The 19,071-nt window shown below is 51.3% G+C and carries 19 protein-coding genes and 2 pseudogenes; 14 read left to right on the top strand and 7 right to left on the bottom strand.

All coding sequences use genetic code 11. The features are described from left to right. The first annotated feature begins 5 nt into the window (after positions 1 to 5). Together ACIOVB_RS01795 and ACIOVB_RS01790 are read left to right on the top strand one after the other, a co-directional pair. Complete coding sequence (locus ACIOVB_RS01795; protein ID WP_401264290.1) at positions 6 to 992, top strand: hypothetical protein; 987 nt, start codon at positions 6 to 8, stop codon at positions 990 to 992. Then, on the top strand, positions 985 to 2,493 hold the full coding sequence (locus tag ACIOVB_RS01790; protein ID WP_401264287.1) for a hypothetical protein: 1,509 nt from the start codon (positions 985 to 987) through the stop codon (positions 2,491 to 2,493). The genes ACIOVB_RS01795 and ACIOVB_RS01790 overlap by 8 nt, the downstream gene beginning before the upstream one ends. 425 nt (positions 2,494 to 2,918) lie before the next feature. On the opposite strand, the gene ACIOVB_RS01785 is transcribed toward ACIOVB_RS01790, so the two are convergent. Together ACIOVB_RS01785 and ACIOVB_RS01780 are read right to left on the bottom strand one after the other, a co-directional pair. Further along, on the bottom strand, positions 2,919 to 3,242 hold the full coding sequence (locus tag ACIOVB_RS01785) for an ImmA/IrrE family metallo-endopeptidase (protein ID WP_401264389.1): 324 nt from the start codon (positions 3,240 to 3,242) through the stop codon (positions 2,919 to 2,921). A gap of 226 nt (positions 3,243 to 3,468) precedes the next feature. Beyond that, positions 3,469 to 3,924, bottom strand: a complete 456-nt coding sequence (locus tag ACIOVB_RS01780) for a helix-turn-helix domain-containing protein (protein WP_401264285.1) — start codon at positions 3,922 to 3,924, stop codon at positions 3,469 to 3,471. 172 nt (positions 3,925 to 4,096) lie between these two features. Between ACIOVB_RS01780 and ACIOVB_RS01775 the strand changes: the two genes are divergently transcribed. The 5 genes and pseudogenes from ACIOVB_RS01775 (at position 4,097) to ACIOVB_RS01755 (ending at position 6,264) form a co-directional block, all read left to right on the top strand. Further along, the gene (locus ACIOVB_RS01775) at positions 4,097 to 4,831 is read left to right on the top strand and encodes a metallophosphoesterase (RefSeq protein ID WP_401264283.1); all 735 of its coding nucleotides are present in this window, start codon (positions 4,097 to 4,099) and stop codon (positions 4,829 to 4,831) included. A 126-nt stretch (positions 4,832 to 4,957) separates the two neighbouring features. Then, on the top strand, positions 4,958 to 5,266 hold the full coding sequence (locus tag ACIOVB_RS01770; RefSeq protein ID WP_401264282.1) for a hypothetical protein: 309 nt from the start codon (positions 4,958 to 4,960) through the stop codon (positions 5,264 to 5,266). A gap of 110 nt (positions 5,267 to 5,376) precedes the next feature. Continuing rightward, the gene (locus tag ACIOVB_RS01765; RefSeq protein ID WP_401264281.1) at positions 5,377 to 5,820 is read left to right on the top strand and encodes a DUF6957 family protein; all 444 of its coding nucleotides are present in this window, start codon (positions 5,377 to 5,379) and stop codon (positions 5,818 to 5,820) included. 124 nt (positions 5,821 to 5,944) lie between these two features. Further along, positions 5,945 to 6,176: pseudogene (locus ACIOVB_RS01760) on the top strand (glutathione binding-like protein); the annotation flags it as partial. Beyond that, a complete protein-coding gene (locus ACIOVB_RS01755; RefSeq protein ID WP_401264279.1) occupies positions 6,103 to 6,264 on the top strand; it encodes a hypothetical protein in 162 nt (53 codons plus the stop codon). The pseudogene ACIOVB_RS01760 and the gene ACIOVB_RS01755, both read left to right, overlap by 74 nt. A 118-nt stretch (positions 6,265 to 6,382) precedes the next feature. On the opposite strand, the gene ACIOVB_RS01750 is transcribed toward ACIOVB_RS01755, so the two are convergent. Next, on the bottom strand, positions 6,383 to 7,849 hold the full coding sequence (locus ACIOVB_RS01750) for a DUF6602 domain-containing protein (protein ID WP_401264277.1): 1,467 nt from the start codon (positions 7,847 to 7,849) through the stop codon (positions 6,383 to 6,385). A gap of 358 nt (positions 7,850 to 8,207) precedes the next feature. After that, positions 8,208 to 8,841: pseudogene (locus tag ACIOVB_RS01745) on the bottom strand (efflux RND transporter permease subunit); the annotation flags it as partial. 729 nt (positions 8,842 to 9,570) lie between these two features. On the opposite strand from ACIOVB_RS01745, the gene ACIOVB_RS01740 reads away from it, so the two are divergent. Next, complete coding sequence (locus ACIOVB_RS01740) at positions 9,571 to 9,918, top strand: hypothetical protein (RefSeq protein ID WP_401264275.1); 348 nt, start codon at positions 9,571 to 9,573, stop codon at positions 9,916 to 9,918. Between the two features lie 916 nt (positions 9,919 to 10,834). Here the strand turns inward: ACIOVB_RS01740 and ACIOVB_RS01735 are convergent. The 3 genes from ACIOVB_RS01735 to ACIOVB_RS01725 form a co-directional block, all read right to left on the bottom strand. Beyond that, complete coding sequence (locus ACIOVB_RS01735) at positions 10,835 to 11,020, bottom strand: hypothetical protein (RefSeq protein ID WP_092280466.1); 186 nt, start codon at positions 11,018 to 11,020, stop codon at positions 10,835 to 10,837. 377 nt (positions 11,021 to 11,397) lie between these two features. Continuing rightward, on the bottom strand, positions 11,398 to 11,922 hold the full coding sequence (locus ACIOVB_RS01730) for a DUF3833 domain-containing protein (RefSeq protein WP_401264273.1): 525 nt from the start codon (positions 11,920 to 11,922) through the stop codon (positions 11,398 to 11,400). 43 nt (positions 11,923 to 11,965) lie between these two features. Then, positions 11,966 to 12,523, bottom strand: coding sequence for a lipocalin family protein (locus tag ACIOVB_RS01725; protein ID WP_401264271.1), 558 nt, complete (start codon positions 12,521 to 12,523; stop codon positions 11,966 to 11,968). Positions 12,524 to 13,089: 566 nt separating this feature from the next. Here ACIOVB_RS01725 and ACIOVB_RS01720 point away from each other — a divergent pair. From ACIOVB_RS01720 to ACIOVB_RS01695, 6 genes are all read left to right on the top strand, one after another. Continuing rightward, positions 13,090 to 14,529: an ATPase domain-containing protein gene (locus ACIOVB_RS01720; RefSeq protein ID WP_401264270.1), complete on the top strand. Its 1,440-nt coding sequence runs from the start codon at positions 13,090 to 13,092 to the stop codon at positions 14,527 to 14,529. A 23-nt stretch (positions 14,530 to 14,552) separates the two neighbouring features. Further along, complete coding sequence (locus tag ACIOVB_RS01715) at positions 14,553 to 14,915, top strand: response regulator (protein WP_401264269.1); 363 nt, start codon at positions 14,553 to 14,555, stop codon at positions 14,913 to 14,915. Positions 14,916 to 15,241: 326 nt separating this feature from the next. Beyond that, the gene (locus tag ACIOVB_RS01710) at positions 15,242 to 15,607 is read left to right on the top strand and encodes a histone-like nucleoid-structuring protein, MvaT/MvaU family (RefSeq protein WP_401264267.1); all 366 of its coding nucleotides are present in this window, start codon (positions 15,242 to 15,244) and stop codon (positions 15,605 to 15,607) included. Positions 15,608 to 15,868: 261 nt separating this feature from the next. Further along, a complete protein-coding gene (locus ACIOVB_RS01705) occupies positions 15,869 to 16,600 on the top strand; it encodes a GntR family transcriptional regulator (RefSeq protein WP_401264265.1) in 732 nt (243 codons plus the stop codon). A 132-nt stretch (positions 16,601 to 16,732) separates the two neighbouring features. Continuing rightward, positions 16,733 to 18,022, top strand: coding sequence for an MFS transporter (locus ACIOVB_RS01700; protein ID WP_401264263.1), 1,290 nt, complete (start codon positions 16,733 to 16,735; stop codon positions 18,020 to 18,022). Positions 18,023 to 18,050: 28 nt separating this feature from the next. Next, the gene (locus ACIOVB_RS01695; protein ID WP_401264261.1) at positions 18,051 to 18,914 is read left to right on the top strand and encodes an amidohydrolase family protein; all 864 of its coding nucleotides are present in this window, start codon (positions 18,051 to 18,053) and stop codon (positions 18,912 to 18,914) included. Positions 18,915 to 19,071: the final 157 nt, after the last annotated feature.

The following is a 19,071-nucleotide window of genomic DNA, read 5'->3' as shown; positions in this document are numbered from 1 at the left end:
TAAGAATGGGTAGCTTTGATCCGTTAAATAGCGCACGAAGGGATGAGCTACTGTCGCAGCACCCAGTCATGCTGAAGACCTACTTTACGCTTACTCCTACAATAGTGGAAATTTATGAAAAGGTGAGGGAGTTGATATTCCTCAGTGAACCCAGTATTTATTTCTGGTCAACCCCTAGAATGGGGAAGACTGAATGTGCCAAGGCAGTTCGATTTCTGATTTTTCGGGAATTTCCAGATAAGATGGTGGTTCTAGCATCCTGTGATCCTTCAAAAGACACAAGCATCGTGCCGACGATATTCAAAGGTATGGGCTTGGATAAAGAGACTACTCGTCTGTCAAAGTCGGAGGCGCGGGATCGCGTGGTTGACCACATCATTTGTGAGTTGGCAGGTAAAAGTGGAAAACATTGTTTGCTGATGATCGACGAAATGCAGGCTATGGTTACGAAAGATTACCAAAGTCTACAGGCTATTCAAAATGAACTTAAGCTAAATAATATATCTCTTACTACCATTGGGTTTGCGCAGCATGAAATAAACAGCATGCGAACCACATTGAGTAGTGGGGGGCAGATAGCGCTTGTGGCTAGATTTTTAAGCAGGAGGGAGAGATTCAAAGGTTGTACAACGGTTGATTGGTTGGCGGCGACTCTTAAAAAATTTGATTATGAGTTGACTTTTCCGGAGATGAGTGATTGCACTTATACTAACTTTTTTGTGCCTAAGGCGTTTGGTGCTGGCTTCAGGCTTGGGAACTATGTTGAATTGATTTTTAAGGAGGCAAAAAAAGCGGTATCTACTTCACAGGCCAAAATTATCCCTACTGCCCATCTGTTTACTGCCATTGGCTACATCTTGGCCACCGCGAGGTCAGAGGATAAGCCTGAGTTTGTTCTCACGCAATCAATGGTAGCCAGCGCTTTCAGAGTTTCAGGAATGGCTCAGTTCGCAGAGCTGATAGATGTTACGGAAAAGGTCTCTAATGGATAAAGTCTTATCTTTTCCCAAGATAGAAACACCTTATCAATCTTGTTGGCTGATTGTTGTCAAGGCATTGATTATCAATCGTATCAGCCTGAAAGCGGTGTTGGAAAATCTAGGTGATGTTGAATACGGCGCTGCACCTACATCAAACTTAGGGCTGTACCACGAAAATCTTGTGCTTAATTTAAATAAACGCTTACAGCTTTCAAGAATTACGTTGAGGCAAGCACGCATTAGCTCAAAGTTTCACTTATCAAGCCAATCGCGCGCTCAAACCATTCGACACTGCCAAGATTGCATTGCTAATAATTTTCATTCCTCTTTATTTCAAAATCCATTGCTAGAAAAATGCCCAGTACATGATCAGGAGTTGACGTACTGCCGGTGCTGTACGAGTGCTTTAAGAAAGGGTGGAAGCCTTTTTACGAAGCCTCTCATCAAAAACAGCACCTGCGAGCACTTGAGGTTTCTGGCCCTTGAGCGTGTACCGATAGTCAAATTGTCTGAAAAGGAAGTCAGAGCCTTCGAAATGATTGGTGATAATTACCAAGAGTGGCTAGACAAAATTGAATGCTTGGATTTGGGTGCCGTTTCTGAAGTGATTTCGAAGATTTCCGGCATGAGAGATCTTGAGGTTAGTGAGTTTTATTTCGAATATGTTAGAAGGCGGATTGGTATTCCATTCGATCTCTATTGGCAGAGTGCTAAGTTTTCGCACGAGGTCTCTATTGTGAACTATGCTTCTATTGCGGCAGGCGTTGATGGGAAAAAGTTTCGGGACGCTGGCTCTTCGAGTTTTAGCTTCGATAGATTACCCACTGTGCGGGCACCTGGCTTCGATGTGGGGGACATCGTAACTTGCCTCAAGTCCCTGCGGCGCCATCTCTTCAAATTGTATATAAGCGAACACCGAGAGTGCTTCAATTCCATCAAGTCGCTAAGCCACAGCCAGCTAAATGCCCTAAGTCTTTCATCCGGGTGCACCTGCGTTTCCGCTTATTGCGCGTGGCTGGTGTCATCAGGAGGCGTTTCGACTTTAGCTGAGTATCAGGCAATCAGATCGAGTTCAGCTATGATGGAACTTTTTAGTGATTTGCTTGCCCGTGGCGGCTTTAGTCTGAGAGAGCTTTTAGTAACTCAATTGGTTTCCTTTTTTGATGTGTGGGGCGCACTGGAGAGGGCGAGTGCCAATCGGGATAAGTATTCTGATGTAATAGTCGCCAGGGATACGATCCCTACAATATCTTTCGTGTATATGAATGCCTCATATACATTGATCCATCGTGAGGAGGCGGGTGGCAACATACAAAAAGAGAAAAGTTATATCGTGTCGCCACCCCAGCTTAAAGCCCAGTCGCAAGAGCGATGCTCATTAAGAAAAAACTCAAGTTCAAAATTTGTTGCCGTTCTCGATCGAAATATATTTGTTCCAAGTGCACATGGCATCATGAGGTTCGTTGACGGCCTATGCGACTTTCACAACTCGCTTGTCATTAGGATCTGGTGATCACATGTGTCAGGGCTAGAGGTCACGTGAAGCGGGAAGTGAGCTGGATTTATGCCCTAATAGACCCCTCTGATTGTTACTAGCAAACCTAATTAGATGCTCCCGGCGTTCTTCCGGGCCTCAATGCCTATGCGGCGTAATGAAGATTGATCCCCTCATTTATAGGAGCGAATGCAAGATTGCTGGGTGTTGAGCTGGTCAGTTCCTCTATATAAGCCTAGCGTCTGCTACAAGGCTTGATGATAGTCAGCTCGAGAGGGGCTTTCAACTGTCACAACGGTAATAAAGCTTCGCGAGCGTGGACTGCTCGCGCCTACCGAGCAACTTGCAGCGAGACTATTGCAAGCGCCTTCGGCTGACAATCCGGCTGATGGGTGGAACTCGCATACTCGTTGAGGTGGCGTCTACAAGAAGCCCCAGGCTCATCAAGCGCAAACGTACGGCTTTCTTCGACACATTGAAGTTTCGCTCAAATCGTGCGACACGTGCTGGACGAGCTGATAGTTCACTGACTGGTTATCGAGGTAGAGGAATCCATGTCCGCGGTTGCGGATGTTGTGAATTACTGCAAGCCGTGCGAGCCGATCAAAAAACGCCTGCTTTGGCATGAGTAGGTAAGCGGCGAAAGCGTTCGCTTGCCATTCCAGACGCTCCACATCTCCAGTGGGCATACGGGTGTTTTGGTGGGGTTCGAGATCCCGGGCCTGAAGCAATTCGCGTTGCCCGTGATCCAGATAGAAATGCCCCAGCTCTTGGCCAAGGTGAACCTAGCCATGTGCTCATTCTTGTCGTCGGCGAAGATCTGGATATGTGGTGGGCTGGACGACATGCCTCCAAGGGCTGATCTGGATGTCGCGCCGAATACGACTTCCAACCCGCTGCACGTTCGTTCTTGATCAGTGAACAGGCCCAGATTCACCCGCCCACTCGTGTAGTCGATGCTTTGCAGTAGCCAACAAAAAGCAGTAAAAATACTCAGCCCGAACGATTCCAATGGCGGTGAACGGTGGTCTTTGCCATCCCCAGCTTCATAGCAACTTCAGCCCGCGAAAGACCTTGCTCCTTGAGCACCCGGATGGCCTCTCGCGCTTGGGCTGCTGCCGTAATCCGTGGGTGAACGGGTTGTTCAATTTCCACAGGGATCAAGCCCCTCAACAGCTTTAGCGATTTTAGATCCCTCTCAGCATTCTTCAGCATATCGTCGGCGCTCAGTTCGTCCTGCACCCCACATACGATTGCCATCAGCGCAACAGGGCTGATCTCCAATGCGTCGGCGAGCTCGAAGATGGCTTCCAAGCTAGGGGAGGTCTTTTCATTTTCGATGCGGCTCACATGCGATTGATCGACCTTTTTGCTTAACTCTTGCTGCGTGAGGCCACGCTTTGCTCGCAATAGCTTCAGCGTTACGGCAAATGCGGTGCGTACAGACATTTTTCCGTTCCGTAAAAACAGATCTGTATGCCGCGATTGCCATGATCCACTCAAATGTATATATTCATATCTATGGATCGCGGTCGGTGCGGTGTTGGGCTAAAACCCTTCGCGAACTCGGTCTGACCCTTTATTCGCTCTTTCAATTTAGCTGTAAACCGAGATCAGGCCATTGCTTAAACTTCTCGTGCTGTCAGACCTGCACAACGAGTTCGCGTCCTATCAGCCCCTATCCAATGGCTATGACCTGGTGATCCTGGCCGGTGACATAGACTTGAAAGGACGGGGAGTGGAGTGGGCGAATGAGACGTTTGATTGCCCTGTGATTTACGTGTGTGGAAATCATGAGTTTTATAAAGGACACATCGATTACACCCTCAACAAGATGAAGGTCGCCGCCTTACCGCACGTGCACGTCCTGGAAAACGAGACCTTTATTTGGAATCAAACGCGGTTCCTTTGCACCACTGGCTGGACTGATTTTTCCTCGACTGAAAACGTAGCTGCGGCTACGCAAATAGCATGGGATTGGATGAATGATTTTCGTGTTATTCGCACTGGAGAAAACTATCGCCGGCTGCGCCCGTCCGACCTCATCAGCAGGAATCACGATTCCTTCGCTTGGCTGTCCAAGGAGCTCGGTGAGCCCTTCGATGGCAACACTGTGGTCGTGACGCACCACGCACCTATACCCGAAGTCATGGGTGATAAACACGAGGGTCATTTGAGTGCTGCCTACTCAAACCGTTGGCACGCGCTTCTGGATAAAGCGGATCTATGGATTTTTGGGCATACACACCGCGCAGTCGATATCGCGATGGGTAGCTGTCGTGTGGTCTCGAACCCTAGAGGTTATCCAGGTGAGCGGACGGGCTTTAATCACGGCTTTGTGATTGATCTTCCCTGAGAGCGCTCACCCCTCTGGGGGTTATGGCGTCTGGCGCAGCTATGTTGATCGTTTAGGAGGACTGAAAGATGTGTGGAGTGGAGAACGAAACACGATCCCTGGCTGGCAGTTCAAGCGAGCTACTTGATGACTGAGCGACAGCTCGCATCGTCTCTTCCGGCAGAGGTCGCGGTAGCGATGGAAAAGGATTTTGGTGTGAGCATCACGGCGTTCCTCTTCGCAGCCGTCGACAGTCCACCCGTCATCATGGGAACAATTTATGGCGATACCACGGGCCGTTTCCGAGAGGGTGCGAGTATGCGAACTTCTCGCATAACGGGCGTCACCTTCATTGACGGTTATGCATTATTCCAAACCGTGGCAGGTAGCAGATATGTGATCGTCAGTTGGGCGTTTGGCGGCGGCAATCTCTATATGAATCGCATCTATCACTGAGGGATCTGCAAACGCGGCGCAAAAGGCTTTCGGGCTATCTAGGTATTAACGGGGATAGGGCAAATAACTCCTGTCTGATACTCGCGGGAAGAGCAGGTTAAAGCGAGATTATGAATACAAGCGTTACCGATACAGACCTGCTAGGCGATTTACTTTTTGGGCCTGCGCAAATTCTTGGGGGTTCGAAGCTTGGCAACGATGAGTTGATCGAGCTGGCCGCTGAGACCTTTGTAGAAAAGCCATTTTGCATCGTCCGAGGTTGGATGTTGTTGGATGTCATGCTCCCGGAATTCCAAGAGCAGGACGTCAAAGCACAAGGGCTTGAGGCAACTGTCTTGTATGCCCAAGCGGTGGTGTTCGACAGCAGCAAACAGCTCAAGCCGGGCGATAGCGTCCTCAGCGATTTTCAGAGCGATTTTGAGGAATGCATTTTTGAAAGCAAAGGCGTGTTGTACATCTTGGCCGGCCGTGGCGCGCGCAAGCACGCGAGTGCACCTGCTCTTGATGCGTTACGTGCTTTTAAAAATGCTGACCTTGATGAACGAGTGGCGTGAGCAGCACCGCATGAAAATTTGCCAAGGCTCGCCTAGTCGGTTTGCGGGAGATTCGGAAAACTCCCTGTTTAGGCGGAATGCCTTGCGCGCCCTTGAATTGAATCAGGGGCGCTGATCGGGAAACTACGCGCAGGAACGCTACATGAAGGAAACTGCTCGGTTGTATAGCGTGTTGAATAAGCACTTGGTTGATGGTCGCGATTACATTGCGGGTGACTACAGCATCGCGGACATGGTCTGCTAACCATGGATTGTGCCTCAAACGCGGCAGCAACAAGACCCTTGCGGACTTTCCTCATCTGGCACGGTGGTCTGAGCGAATGGGTGATCTGCCTGCAACCAAGCGTGCTTATGCAACTGGCAGAACAGGTCAACACTGCGCCTGTGGTCGACGAGCAAACGCGCGAGCTGCTGTTCAATCAGGACGCGAATACGGTTCGATAGGGGGAAGGCTCCGCTAGTTATCGAAGTCTGTCGCTGACAATGCCGGCCCTGGGCCGGCATTTAGTTTTATTTGATTTGCTGTGCTGTGCGCCCGTTGATTGCACTGGTTACTAGCAACTCAGATTAATGAAAATTTTCTCGCTATTTCTTCTGAGATGAGCCAGCCACGGGCTGAATAGTCATCAATCTGGCGGTCAATTTTTTTTTGGAATCGCTCGGAGAGCTTGAGATCCGTTTTGCCGTTTTTGTACCTGAGGACAACATCTATGACAGGCTCTGGGTAGTAAAGCACGAAACGCTCCATTTTGGAGATCGACTGATCAATTATGGAGGTACCGTCGCTAGGGTTCGCTCTAAACGCAAAATCCACTTCAGCCATAAAACCTTCCAGATCTACAGGGATTCCTAATCTCTCGATTTCCCCAAGGGCTTGCAGACTTTCTATGTCGTTAAGAAAGGGAACGCGGCAGAAGAGACCACGCTCGCGAGCTAGCAAATTGAAGATATGCGACTGGATAATGTTAGTGGCGGCCGGGCCGATCTTTCCCGGCGGAGGAGTATTCTTCAACCGATAGGCTTCGTCCAAAAGGTTGTCTCCTTTGAAAAGTACACGCGCGAATCTGGCCGAAAACCTATCTATTACCTCAAGATTTACTATTGCCTTGAGGAAGGGACTGAATGAGTTTTCGGTGTAGATAGAGCCCCAGGATTTGCCGAATAGTCCAGTGGCTACCATGCGATTTACGATAATCATCAACATCAATTCCATAGGCAAGGAATTGGCTGACATAAAAAAAACCGAGGCTTCTTCCCCTTCTTTATAGAAAAATGGATTTCCGGTTGCCTTTACAACCGACAGTTTTCCCGACATCACTAAGGAAGGAATATAGGTAATCCATCTCTTCTTGATATCTTTATTATCCACGTATTTGGAGAATGCGTTTTGCAGTCCTCGCTCGGTTTTATAGCCATCGAACCCGTGGACAATATAGGGCGGCAATACCCACTCCAAATAAAAGCTCCAGAAGAGCAACTCTTCAGGCAGCGTTAAATTCGTTAGGTCAATTTTTCCTTTCTTTTTTTCAATAAGTAATGGGGCGCGTTTTAGAATGGATACAGCATTTTTTGCATGATCGACTGCTGCAAGATTTAAAGGGATAGTTCCTTTCGTGATTGCATCTATGTAACTGTCTTTTATCACGGTCAGGTGCTGCATTGAATCGGTGAATGCAGACTTATCGAGTGTCTTTTTTACCTCTATGATACACAGCACATCTTCAATGTTATGGATGAATGACGCCGTATTACCGTATTGTTCACCTGGTTTGCTGGACAATATAATGTCAATTTGCTGACCTGCCATCTCACCGGCTATTCTGACGAAACCCTCTGATAGGTAAACAGGTGCGTGGAGTTCCTCTTTTAGCGTTGTCTCAAGCGTAGTTTTTGAAATGGCTTCGTAACCGCTTCCCAATGTCGGCATATGAGGCATCGGCTGGAGCTCAAGCTTTGCGGCCATCTCACTAATTTTTTCCTCAATTAAAATAGCAATGTCTTTAAGGTAGGTGATTTTTTGTTCGAGCATGTTGAATTGGCCGCGTTGGAAGTCTGCGCGAAAGGTAACATCAGGGATCCGATAAATCAGCTGTGCGGTTAGGTGTACGTTCTGACCTTCTACAACTTTCCGTTTTCAAGGATCCTCGGGAGGTAAGAAGAGAGGAAACCCGGTATTGAAAAAAACGCCCTGCTGGGCTTTTTTACAAAGGCGAGTCAAAACGTTTGTAAGCGGTGCGGTACCGAAACCCTATGTTTTAGCCGCTCGATAGGTTCCGGATGCGAGGCTTTAACCCTGCATTGCAGGCGGTATTGAGCTTGATATCACTTCCCACAGCTACAAAAAAAGCCCGCCAATAGGCGGGCTAGATTTACTCACTACTCTTGGCTTAAGACGTTGAACCCACAACCACAGTAGTTGCGTTGCCCGGCGCATTTTTTTCTCTGCGCATCGCTATTCGACGAACGAGTGCATAAAAAACCGGTGTGAAAAGCAATCCTAACAATGTCACGTCAATCATCCCAAAGAACACCGATGTGCCCACGGCTTTACGCATTTCGGAGCCCGCACCTGGCGTGGTCACCAGCGGCAGCACACCGAGGATGAACGCAAGTGACGTCATCAAGATCGGTCGCAGGGGTAGCTTGGATGCTTGTAAGACGGTGTCGATTCGCTCCATACCTTCGCGTTCGAGTTGCACGGCGAACTCGACGATCAGAATGGCGTTCTTCGCCGCCAATCCGACCAACACCACGAAGCCGATCTGGGTCAGGATGTTCATATCCAAGCCCATGATTTTCAGGCCGGCAGAAGCTGCCAACAGGCACATCGGAACAATGAGCAGAATCGACAGTGGGATCGACCAGCTTCCGTATTGTGCGGCCAGCACCAGATAAACAAACAATACGCACAGCGGGAAGATCAGGAGACCCGGTGTTGCCCGCCGTGGTTTGTTGGTACGTCAGGTCTGTCCATTCATACGCGATGCCAGGTGGCAGCACTTTTTTCGCCAACTCCTCGATTATCATAAGCGCAGCAGCCCCATGAGGTTGTTCGAGGTCTTGTCGATCAATTTCATCGAGAATGCTTAGATGAGGTTTTGCGCGATCATCACCTGGTCGCAAGTCCTCCAGCCCCCACAAAGCGGCCCGCCTTGCGCGCTCTCGCTGCCACAGGCCTTTCAAATCGATCGCCATCAAGTTTTCCTTAATACATCCACGTTCTGTGCCGCGTCATCGGCTGGTGTGATTTCAACTGCTGCCACATCCTTCCTGGACGACCTGGGACGCTTCAACAGGGGACGTAATTGTACGCTGTTAGATGTGTTGATCTGAACGCACGCATTGCGCAATCTCCAAACGAAACGAGTGTGGAGGCCGTCGTGACTGCGTGAGGGTCGAGTCAAGAAAAATATATTTTCAGAAGGCCCCTTGAAAATTTTTTCGAGCGACGGATCTTTATATTTGAGGACAACAAAAAAGCAGCGATCTCAGCGCCCCACCTACCGGCGATCCTGCTGAGGAAACGGTGTGGTTTTTTTGCTTATTCAGTGCTTCTGCTTTTGGCCTTTTCTTGCAATTTATCCTGCTGACGCTGATGCGTGACCGCCCTGTGGGCATAGCGAAGTCGGCACTTAGCGGCGTAAGCCGCTGCTATCCAGTTTGATTTCAAACAACGAGTCATTTTTTTAAAAAATACCCGTGTCGGACAACTTCGTGCGAGTCAGTCCGCAGATCAACTGGAGAGAGCAGATGGAAGACGAGATTGAGTTTAAGGTTTGGCGCTCGGCGCAGCAGGCATGTAGCAAGGTGTCGTTTGCGCGACTGCTTGAAGAGGCGCTCGCCAGTTTCAAGAGAATCCCTGGGCTTGATCCGATCGTGCGCCTGCACGCGTCAGGGATCGGTGCTGAGAGCATCAGAGTGCTACGTGATGCTCTGAAAAGTCATGATATCGATGCGGGCCCATTTGCGTCTCACGTAGAGCTTAGGTCTCGTCTGAGAATGCATTTACGTGATCATCTGCAATCGCACCTGATGAAGATCGGCTTTGCTTCTGACACGATGAAAGCGGATCAGTTGGAACGGGATATGGGGCTGTAGGGCGGGTGTAGATCCCATCAGCAGAGCCTTAATCAGCTTCCGACAACTGGGATTCCGAAAGTGTGGTAAACGGCAAAGGGCTGTTAGTGCCTCAGTCTGATTGTTCGCAAAAAAAGGCCGTTAACTGATGTTTGAGTCGCCTAACGGTATCGATTTCGTGGCTCATGGTTGCGTGAGTCAGCTGCCGGTGGCAGCGTCTAGAGATAGCCAAAACTGGCTGCTTGATGCCAGAAGTGGACGCTTGTTCAGTTAATTCCAAACCCCCATCGATAGTGCGCCGCAGTACATAGCGGTGGTGCACACGATAACTTGGGCAATCATGAAACCGAAGCCGGCTCCCAGAAACGCAAAGCCCGCGACAATCCATGGCAACCTCGCATTTACACGGAACCTCAACAACCAAGCCGAAACACTTGTACCGACGACCATCCCCGGGACAGAAAATAAATGCCCCAGCCCAACTAGACCGCCTTCACGACCCGAGCTGGATACGATCGCCATGTAGACCAAAAGAGTGGCAACCGCGGCAGCTGTTGTGCCAGATAGAAACAGGGCCCGAGAACGTAGAATCAAGCCAGGAAGCAACATTACCACTGGCACTCCAATGAGATACCAGAAACCTAAGTAAAGCGTGTTGCCACCAGTGGATGCGTAAACAAGAACGAGAATAATCAAAACCATTGAACAGCTTAGATCATCCCTAAACCCCATTTTCATTCCCTTGCCTCGCTTTCAACGTCGTTATTGCTGAAATAGATTAGCTGACGGCGAGGTCTTCGTTCCGTTGCCGCAAGGGGTCGTAAGCTGCCGCTCCCGGACGTCTGCCGCTGGCCGTTAACGGTACCCGTGAGCGGCAGCAATCGGCCAAAAGCTACCGTTCGAGAAATGCAGCTTCTGACCCATTACAGACATCAATTCACGGGCCACTGGTATAGATGAGCACAGCTATGAATGCTGCGAATGGAGATAGCAGAATCAGTCCACCGACGACAACCGCCCAGCCCCAGGCGAAACCACTCTCACCCTTGAAACGGCCGCCACTCAGCAAGCCCAACACAAACACGCCAATTCGATGAGCTATCAAATCGATAATGAAGTCCATTGGCCCTATCTCATTGCCTGTTTTCCATGAGCCGTCAGAACGTCCGCCTCTAGGCGATTGCGTCGCAAGAGGCAGAAAACGATCCAAAGCGGTCGTTCAATAGTGACTCAGATTGGGCCGTCTGGCCGCTGCGTTGATCTCACGTCTTGCAAATGTTGAGGCGGCACGCAGTGCGCTTTATCAAGTTGCTCCAGTGAGGAAAAGAACTTTTACATTATGCGGGCGATGGCGAACATCGCACGGGTTCTTCAGTGAGAGCTATGGTCGCTCATGGTGTTTAAGGCCCGTCGCGACAGTCAGAAAACGGCCATGACCGGTTCAGCGAAACGTCTACAGAGTCATCCATGGCAGTACCATCATGAACAGTCCCCGCGCCCTTAAGGCTGCTTGCGGAAGAACAAGGTGATCTGGCCGACCTCCACACCGAACTTGGTCATGAACGAGCGATTTATCAGGGTGTTCCTGTCCATCAAGTACATCCAGTCGTCTAGATCAACCTCGTACTCCTTGCCATCCACCGGAAGGTTCAGCACATATTTCCAGCGCAGTGCGTTGCCTGCCACCTCACCAAGCGCCTCGCCCACCACGTCGCCAGCCGTTCCGCGCCATTGGCCAGGGCCAGCAGGGGTTAGCGTCCACACCCGTTTTTGGGTAGTACCGTCACTGTAGGTAAACGACTCGTCGAGGATCAGTCTGCGACCTTCGGAGTGGCCATTTATGACCACATGAAAGCGCTTCGTGACCTCGCCTGAGCGCTTTTGAAACATACCCCAAGCTTCGACCCGGCCCTCGAAGAATTCGCGCAACTCAAGCGTGGGCTTCTCCTGGCTGTAGGTCTGCACATCCACCTGGCTGCAACTCGCAAGGCCAATGCATAGAAGCAGTATCCATCTCTTGAGCATGCGCATTTCCTCAACGGTCTCAGGGCTTAGATAGCCCTGCTGACTAAGGCTTGGTCGGATCTGCCGGACGCCAGATCAGTTTGCTCGTGTCATACCCCTGTTGCTGAGCAATCTTCAGCAGCTGTTCGCGGTTGACGCCGCTAATTTCAGAGGCGCGTGAAAGCACCCAGAGATATTCCCGGTTCGGGTGGCCGACCAGTGCGAACTGGTAGGCGGGGTCGTGGTAAAGCACCCAATACTCACCTTTGGTTATTCCAGGTGCAATCCGGCTGAACCAGTTATCAAATTGCACCCACAGTTTGTCTGTCTTACCAGGCTGCTGCGATTCGGCAATTCCGCGTACCTCTTTCCATTCGCCATCCTGTTCCCTGCAACGATTGGTGACGTCAATGCGACCATCATCACGCAGACCATAATGAGCTTCCGACTGCTGGCAATTTCGCTGAAAGAACATCGGTAACCTGGCCTGTTCGTACCAGGTGCCCTGGTATTTTTGCAGGTCGACTTGCATGGTGGTGGGAGGGGGCTCCTGGCGTGAGCCAGCGCACCCTGCGAGTGCCACACCCAGACAAGAAAGCAGAACCATCTTGCGTATCAACATAGAGACCTCCAAATTGTCAGGACAAACGCACATGTCATTGGAGGTAGGTGAGGGTGAAAAGTGCTATCGATTTCTTGACGGCGGCGTTCACTGTTGGCACTGGCCGATTGCTGCCTTTCGCGATGGGCATTATCAGCCCAAAGCTGACATTCGGGTCGGGGTTTTCAATCGCGTCGAATGCTTTGCTTAATTGCAGAAGCGTTCGGCGCAGGGAAATTCTTCGATGCCGTTTCTTCGAGGAAAAAATTGTCCACCGTAAGTAGTCGGTACGATGGCCCGCTCATGTAGGCTGCCGTCCATTTTAACGACCTCTTACCTAGCCTTTACCGTCCTCAACTGATCAACTCTCGTCATATAGTTCTAACTCATCAATTCTCGGCGCATCGCCCAACTAGGTGCGACAGACACACTGGCAACTGAGAGCCCCTTTTTCCCAGCGTCCATTGATCTAGTCCAGAGCACTCATACCCGCCGATGCTCTAGACGGAATAGCTCCAAAGCGAAAATGGCGTTAGCATTCCGTCCACTCGGCTTAAACAGCCTGTTTTTCAGATCAGGGTCGCATTTTGGAAAAGCTAAAACGCCTCGAAAGTGGAATCGAAGGGCTTGACGCTCTGCTCAAGGGCGGTCTGGTCGCAGGCTCTTCATACATAATCCAAGGGCGACCAGGGTCTGGAAAAACGATCCTGGCCAACCAGCTTGGGTTCCATCACGCGGAAAGTGGGGGCCGTGTTCTAGTCGCTACGCTGCTGGCTGAGTCACATGACCGCCTTTTTCAATTTCTTTCGACTCTTAGTTTTTTCGACGCTTCCAAGGTCGGGGCTGAAATCCAGTTTGTCAGCGCGTTTGATACCTTGGAAAACGAAGGTCTGGATGAGGTAGTGAAACTGCTCCGGCGCGAGATAAGCCGCCAAAAAGCCACAGTGATGGTGGTAGACGGCTTGCTCAATGCGCGCTCAAAAGCTGATTCGCACATCGACACCAAGAAATTCATTTCAGAGCTGCAAGGTCATGCAGCTTTCGCTGGTTGCACGGTGCTGTTTCTTACCAGTTCTCGCCTCGACGATGGCAGTCCTGAGCACACCATGGTTGATGGCGTGATTGAGATGGGCGAGGAGCTCTATGGCACTCGTTCGGTGCGTCGAATTCAGCTACGTAAAACTCGCGGCAGCGGAGCAATGACCGGTCTTCACGAGTGTGAAATTACCGACAATGGCTTGGTTGTTTATCCACGGCTCGAAAGTCTCTACAGCCATCCGTCCTCTCCCGACAGCGCAGACATGACGCGTATCGCCAGTGGCATTGAATCACTGGACGACATCTTAGGCGGAGGCCTGCACAGCTCCAGTGTTTCGCTGGTCATCGGCCCCTCCGGTATTGGTAAAACAACTCTCGGCCTCAAATTTTTGGCCGAGTCGACAGTGGAAGCTCCTGGCCTGCATTTTGGTTTCTACGAAAGTCCGCAACGGTTGCGACTCAAAGGCCAATCACTGGGTATCGATATCAAAGGCATGGAAGACTGCGGCGCCCTCAGCATCGCCTGGCAGCCTACAACTGAAGGCCTGCTGGATGGTCTAGGGGCACGACTTCTGAAGATCGTCGAGGAGAAGGGCATCAAGCGCCTTTTCATCGATAGCTTGAGCGGTATGACGCGAGTCTCGACAAATCCGGCGCGAATTACTGACTTCTTCAGTGCCCTGATGAACGAGTTGCGATCCAGGGGCGTCACTGTATTTGCATCCTGGGAAATGCGCGATCTATTTGGCTCCGAGGTCAGCGCACCAAACTCTGACCTGTCCAGCATCGTCGACAACCTGATGCTGATGCGATTCTCTGAGAATCATTCTGAACTAAGCAGGACGCTTTCCATTCTTAAAGTACGAGACAGCTCCTACGATCCTTCGCGATTTGAGGTCGTGATCCGTGATCAAGACGTTTTCCTGAAAAAGGCTTCAAGACATGAACCTTCAGTCCCCACTGAGACCTCGCCCGGTTCAAAATCTTAAGCCTTTGTGCGGGTTGAATTAACATGACTACCATCCTGGTCGTCGACGACGAGTATTTGATCGCTGACATTCTCAGCTTCGCGCTGGAGGATGAAGGGTTCATGGTAGTGACTGCTGGAAATGGTCGGAAAGGACTGGAGGTGCTCGATAGAGAACGGCCAGCTTTGATCATTACCGACTTTATGATGCCGGTGATGGACGGCCTGGAATTTGCCACAGCCGTCCGAGCTCTTCCGTCCGCTAATCATTTGCCAATCATTTTGGTGAGCGGTGCTCAGGCACACATCGGTATGCAGAGATCGGATCTGTTTGATGCGGTGTTGGCAAAGCCATTCGACATTGACTTGATCATTGCCGAAGTTAAAAAGCTCTTGGCAGCTGATTAGTGCAAGGCTTAACTACAGACAACGGTTTATCTCAAGCTTGCCTCTGCTCAAGCTGCGTAGTGAGTTTTCGAATGGCATTACCTGTTATGGGTTTTTAGTTAAGGTGTGCAGCAATCTGCCTAGTAGGTGGAAATCTGCTCCGACTTACCCTGCCACGTAGCACCAACGCGCCTGAAGTGATTGGCACATTTCAGTACAAGCAGCACACCATCAAATATTTGATCTTCGTTCAGCGAACGAAGCTAAAATCTGAAACGCTAACTTGAAGTGCGGCCCGTGATTTATGGTGTAACCTTCTGGTATCACACACACATCGAGAATTTTTTATGTCGAAACTTGCGGAATTTCGCCAACTCGAAAAACACCTCGCCGAGCAGCTCCAGGCCCTCGAAGCCTTAAAGGGCGATGCTGGCCTCAAGAAAGAAATCGAATTCGAAACCAAACTGCGCGATTTGCTCGCAAAATACGGCTACAGCCTCAAGGACGTGATCAACCTGCTAGATCCACAAGCAGGTCGTCGCGCTCCAGCTGTCGAGTCCAAAGCAGGCAGCCGCAAGCCTCGTCAGTTGAAAGTCTACAAGAACCCTCACACTGGCGAAGTCGTCGAAACCAAGGGTGGCAATCACAAAACCCTGAAAGAGTGGAAATCAGAGCACGGCGCTGCGACCGTCGAGTCCTGGCTGACCAAATGATTTTGGTTTGAACGCAAAGAGGGCTCGAAAGGGCCCTTTTTATTGCCTAATTATTGGGAAACGAACGCGAATCTATTTGGGGAATTTTTGCGGGCTTAGGAAGTGCAGTGTGAAGAGTTCTGGGGAGCTCGACACGTTTTCCTAGGCTTGGCCTCCGTTCGTCTGCAAGCCGCCTCGACCCTTCTTGACAGCAGAGACGTCTGGCGAAATACTCGACGCAAGATTCATATAGATGACTATATAACAAGGTGAATAAAGTCGATGAGTAGCCTCCCCAGTGACACTCGCCTGCCACTCTACCAGCGTCTGCGTGATCAACTGGCTGAACAGATAGCCAAAAATCGCTGGCGCCCTGGCGAAGCGATTCCTACCGAAGCTGTGCTTTCAGCGGAGTATCAACTGTCTACCGGCACGGTACGCAAAGCGATTGATGCGCTGGTCATTGAGGGCATCCTGGAGCGTCAGCAGGGGCGTGGGACGTTCATTCGTCGCCCCCAGTTTCAATCTTCTCTGTTTCGCTTCTTTCGTTTCCAGACTCCTTCTGGTGAGCGCCAGGTGCCCGAAAGTCGCATCCTGTCGATCGAGCCAGTGCCTGCTCCTTCGGCCGTTGCGCAAGCGCTGGGGTTACCTGTCGATGCGCCGGTGATTCGCATTGTTCGTTTGCGTTTGCTGGAAGTTCAGCCAGTGCTTGCGGAAGAAATCTGGTTGCCGCGTAGCCGCTTCCAACCCTTGCTTGAGACCGATCTAAGTATGAAAGGGCCATTGTTGTACCCGATCTACGAAGACCTCTGCGGCCAAGTTGTTGCCTCCGCAGAGGAGACCCTCACTGCGGAGTCGGTGACTGACGTGCACGCGCGTTTATTGCAGGTGCCGATTAACAGCCCGGTGGTGGTGATCGAGCGGCTCGCTCGTGATTACGCCGGCACACCGCTGGAATGGCGTCGCTCTCGTGGGCACGCAGAACACTTCCGCTACAGCGTGGATATCCGCTAGCGCCTGCCCCATAGCGAATTGCTCAGCGGCGTCCAAGTCGTCGCTGAGTTCCTCATTGTTTGCCAAAACTGGCCCTGTAGCGGTGCGGTTCGCTCTCGGCCGCCTTACGTTTCACCTATAAGGATAAGAACCATGTTTAGCTGGTATCGCAAAGTCACTCCTCGGGAGCGCAAAACGTTTTGGGCTTGCTTCGGCGGATGGTCGCTCGACGCACTGGAAGTACAAATGTTCGGCCTGGCGATTCCGGCGTTGATCGCCGCCTTCGCCTTGACGAAGGGAGATGCAGGGCTTATCAGCGGCGTCACTTTGGTCACTTCGGCCATTGGTGGCTGGGTAGGGGGGACGTTGTCCGACCGCTATGGCCGGGTGCGAACGCTGCAGTGGATGATTTTGTGGTTCTCGTTCTTTACCTTTTTATCAGCCTTCGTCACTGGCTTTCACCAACTGCTTATCGTCAAGGCATTGCAAGGCTTCGGTATAGGCGGGGAGTGGGCGGCCGGGGCGGTACTGATGGCCGAAACCATCAATCCGAAGTATCGCGGCAAGGTCATGGGTACAGTCCAGAGTGCCTGGGCGGTGGGTTGGGGGCTAGCGGTCGGAATCTTTGCGCTGATTTATTCCTTCGTGCCGCAAGACATGGCCTGGCGTGTGATGTTCATCATTGGCTTGCTGCCCTCGTTCCTTATCATCTGGGTACGGCGCAACGTTGAAGAACCCGACAGCTTCCAGCGCCTACAAAAAGAACAGGTAATTCCACAAAGCTTCTTCAAATCCTTGGCTGGGATATTCCGTCCGGAACTGATTCGCGTGACCTTGTTCGGCGGCCTGTTGGGGTTGGGCGCGCACGGTGGTTATCACGCGGTGATGACGTGGCTGCCAACGTTCCTTAAGACCGAGCGTAACTTGTCGGTGCTGAACTCGGGCGGCTATTTGGCGGTGATCATCTTCGCCTTCTGGTGTGGGTGTGTAGTCAGCGGATTTCTGATTGACCGAATTGGCCGTCGTAAAAATATCGTGTTGTTCGCGCTGGCTTGCGTTGTCACCGTGCAGTGCTATGTGTTCCTGCCACTGAGCAATACCCAGATGCTGTTCTTGGGATTCCCGCTCGGATTCTTCGCTGCGGGTATTCCTGCGAGCCTCGGGGCGCTATTCAATGAGCTGTACCCTGCAGATGTGCGCGGTGCTGGGGTGGGGTTCTGTTACAACTTTGGCCGTGTGCTCTCTGCGGTGTTCCCGTTCCTGGTCGGTCACATGAGCGACTCCATGTCCTTGGGTTCGGCGATTGGCATCGACGCCGGGATTGCCTATGGCGTAGCAGTGATCGCGGCACTTTGCTTGCCGGAAACCCGTGGCCGCAGTCTCGAAGCCACCGCCCCTGCCGTGTCGGCCAGCATCAACGGCAACGAGAGCGCCCGTGCCTGATAGCCATTATTTCTCATAGATGAATCCCATGCCTGATACCCGTTTTACGCCGGTCACCGGAATTGATTCCCATGCGCATGTGTTCAGTCGCAAGTTGAACTTGGTGACAGCGCGGCGCTACACCCCTGGCTACGATGCCACGCTCCTGGAGTACCTGGAACATCTGCGAGTTCATAATCTGAGCCATGGCGTACTGGTGCAACCAAGCTTTCTTGGCACTGACAACAGCTACCTGTTAGAGGCGTTGCAGCAAGCGCCACAGCATTTGCGCGGGGTTGTGGTGGTGGAGCGTGATGTCAGTCGTGACACGTTGAACGACATGGCCCGTTTGGGTGTGGTCGGCGTGCGTTTGAATCTGATGGGTAAGGCATTGCCTGACTTTCGTGAAGCGGACTGGACAGACTTTTTCAACCACATCGCTGAACTGGACTGGCATGTCGAGCTGCACCGCCAAGTGGAGGACTTACCGGGACTGCTGCACCAACTGATGCCATTCGGCATAAAACTTGTGATCGATCACTTCGGTCGTCCTGATGCACGTTTGAACGTTGACCAACCAGGCTTTCGCGAGATGCTAAAGCTAGGGGGAAGCGGGCAGATATGGATGAAGGCATCTGGGATCTATCGATTGGCAGGGACGGATCAACAGAATCTAAAATTTGCACGGAGTGCATTGTCAATGCTGGAGCAGAGTTTCGGTCTTCACCGTCTCGTGTGGGGCAGCGACTGGCCACACACCCAGCATGAAGACAGAATTGGTTTTTGTACGGTTGTAGAGCAACTTCAAGCGCTGGGGTGTTCGAGTCAGCTTATGCGGTCTTTGCTAGTGGATGCGCCTGGAAAGTTATTCGGATTTCATTCTGGCTGTGAACTATCAACTCCCGGCGTTTAAGGAACGGGCTGGTAAGGTTAGACGTTGATAGCATCCCAAGCGATGGGGTAAAGATCGATTTCTCTGTGGTTCATGCGACAAACACACTGCCTGGGCCAGCCGGGCGGTGGTTGATAGAACGGATAAAAATCAGCCCGACCGGCTAGTGTTCTTCATT

This window comes from Pseudomonas sp. NPDC087639, from assembly GCF_044743385.1.
Taxonomy (GTDB): Bacteria; Pseudomonadota; Gammaproteobacteria; order Pseudomonadales; family Pseudomonadaceae; genus Aquipseudomonas.
Note: the sequence above shows the minus strand (reverse complement) of the source record. Positions and strands in the feature narration are given on the sequence as shown.